This window comes from Oscillatoria sp. FACHB-1407 (assembly GCF_014697545.1).
Classification (GTDB): domain Bacteria; phylum Cyanobacteriota; class Cyanobacteriia; order Elainellales; family Elainellaceae; genus FACHB-1407.
The window spans coordinates 574,034-586,168 of the sequence record NZ_JACJSA010000001.1; the positions used below are offsets into that span (position 1 = coordinate 574,034).

The following is a 12,135-nucleotide window of genomic DNA, read 5'->3' on the forward strand; positions in this document are numbered from 1 at the left end:
ACTCCCTACTCTCTATTTCCCAATCAGTTTAGTCATGCCAATGCCACCGAAGTATAGCCCCAGGATGGCACCCGCTAATAGACTCTGAGTCACAGGGTCAGTGGATGGGGTTAACACTGCCCCTAACACCGCACCCCCCAAAATTACATATCGCCAACCCGATAACATTTGCTTTGAGTTGACGATGCCCAATAGCCCTAGCAATACCTGAATCACAGGAATCTGAAACGCCAACCCCGTACTGAACAGCAGTAATAAGACAAACTCAAAATAGCGATCGATCGACCACAACTGCTCAACGACGTCTTCGCCATAGGTGATAAAAAAGTTAAGTGCGGCTGGAATCAGCGCAATATAGGCGAAGAACAACCCACCGACAAACAAAAAGCTTGACCCTAAGACAATCGGTCCAATCAGGCGGCGTTCGCGGCGAGTCAGACCAGGCAAAACAAACTGGATGATCTGGTAAAGCACAAAGGGGCTCGCCACCAGCAGCCCACTATAGCCCGCCACCTTAATTGAGACGAAGAAATATTCTCCGGGCGACAATTGCAAAAACTTGACCCCCTGTGCAGGTACCTCTAGCAATTGCACAATTTTGTTAACGAAGACAAAACAGCCTATGACACCTAGAACGACCGCAATCAATGCGTAAAAGATGCGTTGCCGTAATTCCTCCAAATGGTCAAACAACGACATTTCAATATCGTCGATCGCATCATCCTCGATCGCATCGTCAATGACAGGGGCATCAATCAGCGATTTACCGTTCTGTGGGGTCGAAGTTGTCTCTAGGTCAGAAGGAGCAGTCATGGTCGCGTTACATCCGGGATTCTGTTGACTATTGTATCTGGGGAATCAACAGTGCTCTACCGAAAACCTAATAAAGCTTTTTGGAGGTGAGGCTAAGGGATAGAGGAGTGAAGGGGTTGAGGCGTAAAGGCGGGCTTGTATTTTTTAGTGCGATCGCCCAGGTACTCCATCCACCCCATTTTGTAGATGTTCTCCCCAGACATCGATTACTGGATCTTGCCAATGCTGGCGTATGGGCGAGACTAAGCCCCAGTTCAAATTTCCGCAGGCTGATCGATAATCTGTTACTCAGATAAAACTTAGTGCGCGATTCAATCCTGAAATGGCTTCAGGTGATTCGCGCACCACACAACACAAATTTTAGAGCGACACCTCAGGAATAGCAGAGGGTCATGAGTTATTTACGAAACGCCTAACGGAGTAGGAATTCCTAACACAGGGCAGGGAAACTGCGTCGTCAGTTGGCGAACCAGAGGATGCTTAAATGAGCTACAGCCCAAAACCAACAAATCTGCCGCCTGTGCCTCAACCACGTTCCGCAGTTCAACTGCTACGTTACCAAACCGCAGATGAGCCTCTAAGGAACCACGCCACTCTTCAGCCAGGCATCGAGCCTGCCACAAAACGCAGTCGGCTTGTTCCAGCAGAGCAGTGGACGAGTGTTCTAAGTCACGTTGGCAATCACTCGGACACTGTGTTTGCAAAGGAGAGGTTTGCATCGGAAAGCGTCCACCCATTTGCTCAGGGGCGGTATAGGTTGCCGTACCGCCTTTGCTACGCCGAGTCAGTTGTGCAGGGGCAGAGCGAAGGTGACGGGGTAACTGCACCTCTAAATTGGCATTGTGATAATTCGTTTTTTGAGCATGGGTGCGATCGACTACATAAACCACATGCACCATGACTTGTTTTTGAGTCACCAAGCGCGTTTGGTGAGCAATCCACAAGGTCAGATCCAGAGCTGCCTGGCTGTTAGTTGAGCCGCTATAGCCGATGACCAAGTCAACTGTCTCTTTTGATTGATTGCCGTCTACATTAAAAGCAAATTGCCCTGGTAATAAAATCATCTGCTCAACCAGATGATCTTGACCCAATGCACTCTTTAAACGTGCCAACATCGGTTTAATTTTCACAGCGTATACCTTCCTTGTCAGGAATGAGGAGCGAGGAGTAATAAGGGAGGACGTGAGTAATCAATTGACCCTAAGCGATCAGGCAAAGAATCGAATTGAGTGAGAGGCAATCAAGCAGAAACAATCGAGCGAAAAAATTCAGTGAGAGGCAATCGAGCGAGAGGTTGTCCTAGTGAAAACTGCTATCCCTCATCCTCCTCTATTTCTCCTCTACAAACTTTATTCGTCGCTACTAAAATGCTGATCCAAGAAATTTAAGATGTAGTTGCGTAGCTCGTAATATTCACGAGATTTACGCATCTCCTGGAGATTACGGGGGTGAGGGAATGGCACTTCGACGATTTCGCCAATATTCGCCGCAGGTCCATTTGTCATCATAATAATCCGATCGGACATATAAAGGGCTTCATCTACATCATGAGTTACCATTACCACTGCCTGACGGTGGCTCTCCCAAATATCAAGGACTTGACGCTGCAACTTGCCACGAGTAAGCGCATCTAACGCCCCAAACGGCTCATCCATCAACAACATCTTGGGGCGAATTGCCAACGCACGAGCAATGCCCACCCGTTGTTTCATACCACCCGACAGTTGATCCGGATATTTGTCAGCTGCGCTCATCAAGTTCACCATCCCCAGATGTTCATCGACAATGCGTCGCTTTTCTTTAGGAGGAACGTGTTCTAACACCTCATCCACTGCTAATCGAATATTGCCTCGAACCGTTAACCAGGGTAGTAAAGAATAATGTTGAAAAACCATCATTCGCTCAGCCCCAGGTTTGCGGATTTCATTGCCTTCTAGCCGCACTGACCCTGATGTCAACCGCTCTAGCCCAGCAATAATCTTTAACAATGTCGATTTGCCACAACCAGAGTGACCAATGATTGAGATGTACTCGTTCTCGCCAATCGTCAAGTTTATATTGTCGAGGACAATCGTTTCTCCTCCATCTGGACTGAGATAGGTTTTTCTTAAGTTTTCAACCACTAAAAACTCATTGCTATCCACAGCGTTGTTGGTTGCTTCAGGAAAATGGGTTAGAGGTTTAATCATGGTGAACTCCTACGAGGATGAGGTTGATAAGAGGTGAGTAGTGAGTAGTGGTCAATGGTTGATGGTTAGTGGTCAATGGTTGATGGTTAGTGGTCAATGGTCAATGGTCAATGGTCAGTGGTCAATGGTCAGTGGTCAATGGTCAATGGTCAATGGTTGATGGTCAATGGTTGATGGTCAATGGTTGATGGTTAGTGGTCAATGGTCAATGGTCAATGGTCAGTGGTCAATGGTCAATGGTCAATGGTTGATGGTCAATGGTTGATGGTTGATGGTTAGTGGTCAATGGTTGATGGTTAGTGGTCAATGGTTGATGGTTAGTTAACGGCAAATAACTGACGATTGAGGATTACCATCCCTAACTCAGATAGATTGGCGTTGGGCGGTTTGCCCGAATTTCAAAACGATTGAGATATCCAACGGGGTCACTGGGATCAAATGCCTGGCGATCGATAAAAAACTCGGCAGGCTCAACCTTGTAATCATCATTGGGACAGGCAATGCCCATCTCAGCTGCGATCTCACGGTAGAGGTCAGTTCGCCACGCTTGTCGTGCCCGCTGCTCTGCATCGGCAGGAAACTCTGAAATCTGCCCCCAGCGAACCGCTTGAGTCATTAACCACAGGCTGTGAGATTGCCAGAGAAACGTGGAATGGTCATTTTCTGGGTGGGGCAAATCGGACGGCATTTTGAAGAAAATGGTGGTATCTTCTGCCTTGGCGATTCGAGGTTGGTTATCAAATCCGCCATAGTTGTACTCGCCTGCGATCGCCGGTTTGGTGTATTGCGCCTTTGCCCGCGTAAAGGAACGTCCAGAGATGATTTCAACCACCTCTTCGTGATTGGCAGGTTCGCTACAAAACTGGCACGCCTCAATCATTGCTTTTACAAGCGATCGATAGGTCTTGGGGTTTTCTTGAATAAAGGACTCCATCACCGCGAGTACGCGATCGGGATGCCCTCGCCAGATTTCTTTACCCTGAGCAAAGGTAAATCCAACTCCCTCGTTTCCTGCAATGGCGCGAGTATTCCATGGCTCTGCCACCATGTATGCCTGCATTGCCCCAATCCGGACATTACTGACCATTTGAGGTGGGGGAATGATAATAATGCGGAATTCCTCAATGGGGTTCACTCCTACCGCCGCCGACAGATATCGAACAAAGTATTCGTAGATGGCAGAACTGAGCACTACCGCCCAGATGCGTCGCTCTGGTGGCAAGCTCTCAAAATAGCGGCGAAAATCACGTCCAAAGGTTTCTAAATCACCGTTATATTCGCGGAGGGGACGAATTCCTGCATCCCACATTGCTTTGTTCATGGTCATCGCATTGCCATGCCGATGAATTGTCATCGCCGCACACATGGGAGCCTGACGCGCCCCTTCTGCCCCAATGCGGGCATTGGTAACCGCCCCCGACACAACTGGAGCCGCATCAAGCCGTCCAAAGATGACTCCATCGCGTGAGGTACCCCAACTGGCTTCGCGGCTGAGTGTGACATTTAACCCATATTTCCGAAAGAAGCCTTTGGTATAGGCTATTGCAAATGGAGCACAATCATTAACAGGCACAAAACCAACGGTCAAATTGGGCTTTTCGAGCGTGCCAGGGTCTACGATTTGTTCCATGGCTTGCGCTTCTTCAGTTAGCCCTGGAACACTAGCGGTTTTACTACATGACGCTAAAGCTGTTGCGGCGGCGAAACCGCCGATGCCTCGTAAAAGCGATCGCCGAGTTACTTTATCCATAGGTGTTAGAGAAGAAATGGGTGGAGTCAGATAATCCTCCCTTTCAGCTACCTCTCAAAGCAGTGACTAAGATTCGTATAGCGGCTCTGCTCTAGCTGAAATCAGGATGGGTTAGAGATGACAAAGGTTGAGAGATAGACACCGAATAGATTTAAGTTTGTTGTACTGGGCGGTGAGTCACTGCCTGCTGCAACTTAATCAGGAGCCAATCCATAATCAAACCTGTCAAACCAATCACCAAGATCGCTAAGAAGATAGAGCTGAGGGATAAACGATTCCACTCATCCCAGATGAAGAAGCCAATACCAATACCGCCCGTCAACATCTCAACCGCTACAATGACCAACCAGGCAATTCCCAAACTGATCCGCAATCCAGTAAAGATGTAGGGCAGACTGGCGGGCAAAATTACTTTGTAGAGTTGCCGCCATCGGGGCATTTCTAGCACTTGAGCGACATTGATATAGTCTTTAGGAACACTGGAAACCCCCACAGCGGTGTTGATCACCGTAGACCACAATGACGTGATAAAGATGACGTAAATGGCTGATGGGTTCGCCTGGTTAAATACCGCCAGTGCAATCGGTAGCCAAGCCACAGGAGACACCGGGCGCAGAATTTGCACAATGGGGTTAATGGCTAACATTGCATGTTTAGATGTGCCAATCCAAAACCCAATCGGAATTGCAACCAATGAACCCAACAAAAAGCCTGTAAACACCCGTCGCAAGCTGGCAAGCAAGAGCCACCCAATCCCTAAATCACCTACTCCTCGTCGAAAAAATGGGTTGCTGATGTATTCCCAGTTGTCAGCCAACGCTTGAAGTGGAGTGGGTAATAGGGTTGAAAAGAAAGTTGCAATAATCCACCACAACAAAATCAATGTGGCAAAACCCAGCGACGGCAGCATAACCGTATCTCGAAATATGGCGGGGCGAAGAAATTTTCTCCAGCCAACACTAGCAGCCGTAGAAACGGCTTGAACACTAGATTGCAAGATCATTTAGGTATCTCCTCAGTGGTTAGAGCGATCGCAAACTATCGACACAACCCCATCTCTTACGAGATCAGGCATTGCTCACACTAATTTGAGGGCACTGAAGAAGATCAAGCGGCAAATGCTGATTCCTCAATCTCCCCTCACCGCCGACGGAGTTAGCTGACGGGCTAGGACTGAGAGGTGTCCTTCTAGATAACTATCAGTCAAAGCTAAAAAGACTCAGAGTCTTTTACTTTGTATGACTTGCTATCCAAGATTAGCCCCAATGGTTGGTTCCTCCGCTCTGACTCACCCGCAATCGAACTAAGTGCAAGGAGAGTCTAGATTAGGCTGACTTATCGTTAACAGCTAAATTAACACTGGTTTTAGTGATCGTCAATCTTTCTTAAGACTGACCCATCCCATAAAAATAGATATCCAACTAACAAAAAATATCAGCCCCACCAAATTTACCCAAGAGCAAAAGATGAGGCTGGAGACGCAGTTAGGAGGTATCTTGAATTCAACCTTAGCGGTATAAATCAAATTCTCTATTGGTCTTAATAAGTTCTTAAGCTTAAGGAATTGATTTAACGCACTTTGATTAATTTTTGTTGCCAGAATTACACGTTGTATAGCGATCGCCAAAACCATTAGGACATTGAATTTGAGTCCTGCTGAGAGAGACGCGATTAATCGCGTCTGTCCTGTTGAGTGCCTTGTCTTAACTGAGGTGACTACAGCTATAACAAGGGTTACTCATTCTTAATTCCATGTTGCAAAACCATCTTCAGATGGATTTATAGGACTTTGCAGAAACTCACGAATAACTTGAATTTGAGCATTCGTTGGCATCGATCGCGCATGAGCTTGCTTCAAACAATTGACTGCTTCCCACAGTTCTAAATTGTGATAGCGACAGAGATAGGCGATACAAACCGTGGGCGATCGCTCAATTCCCGCTAAGCAATGCACATACATCGGTTCATCCGCTTGAATGCTGCTATGGATGAGATCAACAGCTACAGCAAGTTGTTGAACTTGCAACCCCGCAATAAATTGACTGTCTGGCAAGATAAACCGCAGACAACGAAAGCTTTGAGCCACATCATTGGGCAACTGCCCCTCAGACGGAGCACATAATGAGAGAATGGCTTTAATTCCTGCTTGGGCCAATGTGACGCTTGCTCCCTCTTTGGGCAATGCACCAATGGCAAGACAATTTGGCAGCACCCAATGGACAACAGAACGACCACTGACTTGAGTAGATGATGTGGCTGAGTCTGATGTGATGTGACCGATCAATTTATACAGCGATCGCACCGTTCGTTGCACCTGCATGAGCTATAACCAAGCCTCTTTAAAACAACAACTCTATCCCTAGACGGAGAACTACTGAAAAAGTTACCGTTATTTTCGATACCAAAATTTAACCTGCAAACAGGAACAAATTACTACTTCTAAATTCTGATGTTTATCAACTCCAAGGCACTTACTGCTGAGTCCGGACGCGATCGCTCGGAATTGATCAAACTTTTCTGCTATTAAATTAAGTCGGATTAGGAAAGAGTGCTGTACCTGAACAAAGGCTAAAGAGGGATGAACCGAATTACTTGAACTTGCAGGAGTGGGAATTCAAGGTGTCATCTAAGCTCAGTCACCATTTGCCACATACAGCACTACTGGAAGGGAACTTTTAATTGCCGTTACAAAAATCATAACTCCAAAAATCATAGATGAAAATCACTAATTGATAGGTCTATGATAGAATTTTGTCTATCGCATTTAGGAGATCCGCGGGTGATTCACGCCACGCTTCATCAACTTAAGGTATTCGAGGCTACTGCTCGTCATGGCAGCTTTACCAGAGCCGCCGAAGAACTGTTTCTGACCCAGCCCACCGTATCGATGCAGGTCAAACAGCTTACCAAAGCCGTTGGTCTGCCCCTGTTTGAACAAGTTGGTAAACGGCTCTATCTGACTGACGCAGGTCGGGAACTGTTCTCAACTTGCCAGCAAATTTTCAGCAATTTAGAGCAACTTGAAATGAAAGTGGCAGACATGAAAGGCATGAAACAGGGACACCTGCGCCTGGCTGTCATCACTACCACAAAATATTTCATGCCCCGTTTGTTGGGTCCCTTCTGTCAAAAATATCCCGGTATCGACGTTTCCCTGACCGTTACTAATCACGAGCAGGTAATTGAGCGTCTGGCAAACAACCAGGATGACCTATACGTTATGAGCCAATTACCTGACCACATTGAAATCAAGGCTCACCCGTTTCTAGACAATCCCCTGGTGGTGATCGCACCTGCCAATCACCCCCTTGCCAACGAAAAGAATATTACTCTGAAGCGGTTGGCAGAAGAAACGTTCATCATGCGAGAACCTGGCTCTGGAACTCGCAGCGCATTTCAAAAGCTACTGGATAGCCAGGGTCTTTCGGTCAAAGTGCGGTTGGAATTAGGCAGCAACGAAGCGATTAAACAGGCGATCGTTGGAGGATTGGGGATCTCAGTCCTGTCTCGACATACCCTGACCCCAGATACCTATGGAGAACTCACCGTTCTCGATGTAGAAGGCTTTCCCATCCAACGAGAATGGTATGTCGTCTATCTATCTGGTAAACAGCTATCAGTACTTGCCAGCACCTTTTTAGAATATCTGCAAAAAGAGTCTGTACCCCTCTTTAGCAGTGCCTACAAGCGAGGAGCCAATTCCGACAATCCATCCCCTGTGCCACTCGTGGAAGCGACCAACTATAACTAGTGATGAGGTTTGTGGATTGAATCACTTGCAAAACTGGTCCTTGTTTTTCCCTCATCTCTGACCTCTCTCCCCCAGGAGGCAGGTCAGAGATGAGAGTAAATCGTATCGCAGTGTTCCATCTTTTATTGGCTAGTAGCTATCGGCCCCCGGAACGCGATCGCCCTCTGGCTCAGGAAACTGGAGTTGCAGAGCAGCATTGCGAATTGCTTCCCACTGACAAAACAGTTCGTCACCACTAATGTCGCTAGTCTTGTAGTGCTCAATGGCACGTTCCAATTCTTGAGGAGTTGTGGGGGTGGGAATGGTACAAGTAATATCTGCCATGTCAACCTCTTGAATGACTGTGGATAAATTCAACTCATAGGCTAAGCATTCCTAATTGGCATGATTAGCACGTTGAATCTTGGGCTTATGATTACCCAATCATAGGAGGTTTGCCACAAAAACTGTATCAAAAGATACGGTTTTTACCAAAGTTTTAAGCTTCCTCTCCTTTTGATAAAGAATAATGAAGCTCACAACTCCATGCGTCCAGTCGTCAAGAACCTGAATCCTACAATAAGCGACACAAAAGACAGGAAAAACGTCCACAAACTTGTTGGACGCAAAATAACTCCCCCACTTAGAAACACCAACACTATCCCGATTCCCACCAGAAGCCACCCTGTTTCTTTAACGCTTCTCCTACCAAAAACCAGGACTAGAATACCGGACAGTACAAAAACGACTGCCCCAGTTGCTGAAATATCTCGCCACCAATAGGCAGCAACTTGAGTGGTAAAGACTATATTTTGTCCCAGGAAGTAAATTCCCAACACAATCAAGACCAAACCAACCAACTTCGAGAGAAATCGCATACAGCTACCCTAAATGGACGAGTTCTCTCTATACTATTCCCCTAAATTTCCTGTTTTAGCGATCTGCAATCATAGCTTTGGGCAGAAAGCTTAAGGCAAAGGCAATGGCTGAAGCCCTGATGCTGGAAAGCTTCCTGACTTGCCTCCGCTGACAAAGGTTCAAAATCCCCTCCAAAAGGGGATTTAGGGGAATCGAAATAATCAGTTACAAATTAGCTCTAACAAATATCGAGCTTGTTTAGTTTCCATTCCTTAGAGCTTCAGCACCGCCATGAATGCTTCCTGGGGCACATCTACCGTTCCAATCGCCTTCAGTCGCTTCTTACCCTTAGCTTGCTTTTGCAACAGCTTTTTCTTCCGGCTAATGTCCCCGCCGTAACACTTCGCCAATACATCTTTGCGGAGTGCGGGGATGTGTTCGCTGGCAATGACCCGACTGCCAATCGACGCTTGAATCGGGATCTTGAACTGGTGCCTGGGGATCAGTTCCTTCAGCTTCTCAACCAACGCCTTACCGACGTAGTAAGCCTTGTCTCGATGCACGATGGTTGCTAGAGGATCAACGGGATCCCCGTTAATCAGGATATCAAGCTTCACTAGGGGATTTTCGCGATAGCCAATGAGTTGGTACTCCATGCTGGCATACCCACGCGATCGCGACTTCATCTGGTCAAAAAAGTCTGTGACGACCTCCGCCAGAGGAATCTCGTAGACCAGGGTTGTACGCCCCTGCGCCAGGTATTTCATGTCCTTAAACACACCCCGACGGCTCTGGCTCAACTCCATCAACGCCCCGACAAACTCTTCCGGGGTGATCATGTCCACCTGGACGTAGGGTTCCTCCATCTTTTCGCGATCCTGGGGATCGGGCAGATGGCTTGGGTTATCAATGTACAGTTCTTCCCCGTCTATCTTCGTTACCCGATAGACCACCGAGGGAGCTGTTGTAATCAGATCCAGATTGTATTCCCGCTCCAGACGTTCCTGCACAATCTCCATGTGCAGCAATCCTAAGAAGCCACAACGGAAGCCGAAGCCCATTGCACTGGAGGTTTCTGGTTCGTATTGCAGAGCCGCATCGTTGAGACGCAGTTTCTCCAGGGCTTCCCGCAGGTTTTCAAAGTCATCGGCATCGGTGGGAAACAGCCCACAGAACACCATCGGCTTGGCTTCTTTATAACCCGGTAAGGGTTCCTTAGCGGGAGCAGTCGCCAGCGTGATCGTGTCCCCTACACGCGCATCTTCAACCGCTTTAATGGCAGCGGCTAAGTAACCTACCTCACCCGCATGAAGTTCCTCGACTTGTACCTGGTTGGGGGAAAGCACGCCCAGTTCGTCAATCTGGTATTCCTTATGAGATGCCATCAAGCGGATGCGATCGCCCTTCTTCAGCGTGCCATCCATCACCCGGAAGTAAACAATCACTCCCCGATAGGGATCGTAATAGCTATCAAAAATCAATGCCCGTAATGGGTCTTTGACGGTGTCCTGGGGTGGGGGCACCAGATGCACAATCGACTCCAGGATCTCACTGATACCGATCCCTTCCTTTGCCGATGCCAAAATGGCTCCGCTACAGTCTAACCCGATGATTTCTTCAATCTCCTGCTTGACCCGATCTGGCTCTGCTCCAGGCAGGTCAATTTTATTCAGAACAGGAATAATTTCCAGGTTGTGTTCTAACGCCAGATAAACGTTAGCCAGGGTTTGCGCTTCTACCCCCTGAGAGGCATCCACCACCAGCAACGCCCCTTCACAGGCAGCGAGCGATCGCGACACTTCGTAGGAAAAGTCAACGTGCCCTGGTGTGTCAATCAAGTTCAACACATAGGTTTGACCATCTTCCGACGGGTAGGACATGCGAGCCGCTTGCAACTTAATCGTAATGCCCCGTTCTCGCTCTAGATCCATGTTGTCAAGAAACTGCTCTTTCATCTCACGCGCACTCACCGTGCCCGTTGTTTGTAACAATCGGTCAGCCAGGGTTGATTTGCCGTGGTCGATGTGAGCAATGATCGAAAAATTTCGGATTCGGGAAACGGGTACGTCAGTCATAGACCTTGTGATAAAGCGAATCAGCTAGAGCGAATCAGTAAACAATCGCGGATATATCAGCTGCTTAAAGTATTGTAATCCTTCTCCCCTCATTGAGCATTTTTTAGTCAAACAACTGCAACATGCGGAACCGTGAGAGGAGGAAATACCGACCTGGCACCCCTGGAAAACCGATTCGTGGGATGGCTACAGGGGGTGAACCCATCTCATTGCTGAAATATTAGGATTTGTTCTACTGTTGAGTTGCAACTCATCGCTACAATACAGGATGAGAGCGTTTGACTATATTTTTATTGTTTATAAAGCAACGTTGCACCTAGAGTGTGTTGCTTATGTTGCTGATTAGGTACTTTTCTCTAGGAGCTTTGTCTCTATGAATGACCCTGCTGTTCAGTCTGAGCAGTCGCCCAATAAGGTGAACGTCTCAATTGAGATAGACGCCGATCTACTCGATCAAATTAGCCATTTGACAAACGACCCCAGCAAGGTGATCGAAGTAGCCGTGCGCCAGTGGTTGCGGGGAGGTGCCAGGCGAGATGACGATTTGACCCGTACCCTACAGCGAAATCCGGTCGTTCCACCCCGAGGCGAGTGGAATGATTAGTGCTTGAACTAGCTCTTGAACTAACTTTAGATGAAGCATCTTAAGGAAAATCTCATTTTTTTGTGGATCACATGCCTATAGATAAGCTAAGTTAGAGCGGAGGTTTTACCACAAGG

12 protein-coding genes and 1 riboswitch are annotated in these 12,135 nt (G+C 47.5%); of the genes, 3 read left to right on the forward strand and 9 right to left on the reverse strand.

The window, feature by feature from the left end:
- Positions 1–12 precede the first annotated feature (12 nt).
- The 3 genes from tatC to H6G89_RS02240 all read right to left on the reverse strand — a co-directional run bounded on the left by tatC (position 13) and on the right by H6G89_RS02240 (position 3,002).
- The gene (tatC, locus tag H6G89_RS02230) at positions 13–813 is read right to left on the reverse strand and encodes a twin-arginine translocase subunit TatC (protein ID WP_190503631.1); all 801 of its coding nucleotides are present in this window, start codon (positions 811–813) and stop codon (positions 13–15) included.
- Positions 814–1,214: 401 nt separating this feature from the next.
- Positions 1,215–1,943: a universal stress protein gene (locus tag H6G89_RS02235; RefSeq protein WP_199336459.1), complete on the reverse strand. Its 729-nt coding sequence runs from the start codon at positions 1,941–1,943 to the stop codon at positions 1,215–1,217.
- Positions 1,944–2,162: 219 nt separating this feature from the next.
- The gene (locus tag H6G89_RS02240; protein ID WP_190503632.1) at positions 2,163–3,002 is read right to left on the reverse strand and encodes an ABC transporter ATP-binding protein; all 840 of its coding nucleotides are present in this window, start codon (positions 3,000–3,002) and stop codon (positions 2,163–2,165) included.
- A 40-nt stretch (positions 3,003–3,042) separates the two neighbouring features.
- On the opposite strand from H6G89_RS02240, the gene H6G89_RS34300 reads away from it, so the two are divergent.
- Positions 3,043–3,162, forward strand: a complete 120-nt coding sequence (locus H6G89_RS34300) for a D-galactonate transporter (protein WP_199336509.1) — start codon at positions 3,043–3,045, stop codon at positions 3,160–3,162.
- A gap of 198 nt (positions 3,163–3,360) precedes the next feature.
- Here H6G89_RS34300 and H6G89_RS02245 read toward each other — a convergent pair whose 3' ends face one another.
- The 3 genes from H6G89_RS02245 to H6G89_RS02255 all read right to left on the reverse strand — a co-directional run bounded on the left by H6G89_RS02245 (position 3,361) and on the right by H6G89_RS02255 (position 7,072).
- Entirely contained in the window at positions 3,361–4,752 is a 1,392-nt protein-coding gene (locus H6G89_RS02245; protein WP_190503633.1) for a CmpA/NrtA family ABC transporter substrate-binding protein, read from the reverse strand.
- Positions 4,753–4,903: 151 nt separating this feature from the next.
- The gene (gene ntrB / locus H6G89_RS02250; protein WP_190503634.1) at positions 4,904–5,755 is read right to left on the reverse strand and encodes a nitrate ABC transporter permease; all 852 of its coding nucleotides are present in this window, start codon (positions 5,753–5,755) and stop codon (positions 4,904–4,906) included.
- Positions 5,756–5,881: 126 nt separating this feature from the next.
- A riboswitch (cyclic di-AMP (ydaO/yuaA leader) is annotated at positions 5,882–6,072 on the reverse strand.
- Positions 6,073–6,496: 424 nt separating this feature from the next.
- The gene (locus tag H6G89_RS02255) at positions 6,497–7,072 is read right to left on the reverse strand and encodes a protein-tyrosine phosphatase family protein (RefSeq protein ID WP_190503635.1); all 576 of its coding nucleotides are present in this window, start codon (positions 7,070–7,072) and stop codon (positions 6,497–6,499) included.
- A gap of 459 nt (positions 7,073–7,531) precedes the next feature.
- On the opposite strand from H6G89_RS02255, the gene H6G89_RS02260 reads away from it, so the two are divergent.
- The gene (locus H6G89_RS02260) at positions 7,532–8,503 is read left to right on the forward strand and encodes a LysR family transcriptional regulator (protein ID WP_190503636.1); all 972 of its coding nucleotides are present in this window, start codon (positions 7,532–7,534) and stop codon (positions 8,501–8,503) included.
- A gap of 129 nt (positions 8,504–8,632) precedes the next feature.
- Here the strand turns inward: H6G89_RS02260 and H6G89_RS02265 are convergent, their stop codons facing one another.
- The 3 genes from H6G89_RS02265 to lepA all read right to left on the reverse strand — a co-directional run bounded on the left by H6G89_RS02265 (position 8,633) and on the right by lepA (position 11,415).
- Positions 8,633–8,827 carry a hypothetical protein gene (locus H6G89_RS02265; protein WP_190503637.1) on the reverse strand — a complete coding sequence of 65 codons (195 nt, stop codon included), beginning with the start codon at positions 8,825–8,827 and terminating at the stop codon, positions 8,633–8,635.
- A 191-nt stretch (positions 8,828–9,018) separates the two neighbouring features.
- Positions 9,019–9,360, reverse strand: a complete 342-nt coding sequence (locus H6G89_RS02270; protein ID WP_190503638.1) for a hypothetical protein — start codon at positions 9,358–9,360, stop codon at positions 9,019–9,021.
- A 252-nt stretch (positions 9,361–9,612) separates the two neighbouring features.
- Positions 9,613–11,415: a translation elongation factor 4 gene (gene lepA, locus H6G89_RS02275; protein WP_190503639.1), complete on the reverse strand. Its 1,803-nt coding sequence runs from the start codon at positions 11,413–11,415 to the stop codon at positions 9,613–9,615.
- A gap of 373 nt (positions 11,416–11,788) precedes the next feature.
- Here lepA and H6G89_RS02280 point away from each other — a divergent pair, with 373 nt between their 5' ends.
- The gene (locus tag H6G89_RS02280) at positions 11,789–12,019 is read left to right on the forward strand and encodes a hypothetical protein (RefSeq protein ID WP_190503640.1); all 231 of its coding nucleotides are present in this window, start codon (positions 11,789–11,791) and stop codon (positions 12,017–12,019) included.
- The last annotated feature ends 116 nt before the right edge of the window (positions 12,020–12,135 follow it).

Coding starts and splice junctions, on each gene's coding strand:
- tatC (WP_190503631.1), bottom strand. CDS start 813: ATGACTGCTCCTTCTGACCTAGAGACAACTTCGACCCCACAGAACGGT.
- H6G89_RS02240 (WP_190503632.1), bottom strand. CDS start 3,002: ATGATTAAACCTCTAACCCATTTTCCTGAAGCAACCAACAACGCTGTG.
- H6G89_RS02245 (WP_190503633.1), bottom strand. CDS start 4,752: ATGGATAAAGTAACTCGGCGATCGCTTTTACGAGGCATCGGCGGTTTC.
- ntrB (WP_190503634.1), bottom strand. CDS start 5,755: ATGATCTTGCAATCTAGTGTTCAAGCCGTTTCTACGGCTGCTAGTGTT.
- H6G89_RS02255 (WP_190503635.1), bottom strand. CDS start 7,072: ATGCAGGTGCAACGAACGGTGCGATCGCTGTATAAATTGATCGGTCAC.
- H6G89_RS02265 (WP_190503637.1), bottom strand. CDS start 8,827: ATGGCAGATATTACTTGTACCATTCCCACCCCCACAACTCCTCAAGAA.
- H6G89_RS02270 (WP_190503638.1), bottom strand. CDS start 9,360: ATGCGATTTCTCTCGAAGTTGGTTGGTTTGGTCTTGATTGTGTTGGGA.
- lepA (WP_190503639.1), bottom strand. CDS start 11,415: ATGACTGACGTACCCGTTTCCCGAATCCGAAATTTTTCGATCATTGCT.
- H6G89_RS02280 (WP_190503640.1), top strand. CDS start 11,789: ATGAATGACCCTGCTGTTCAGTCTGAGCAGTCGCCCAATAAGGTGAAC.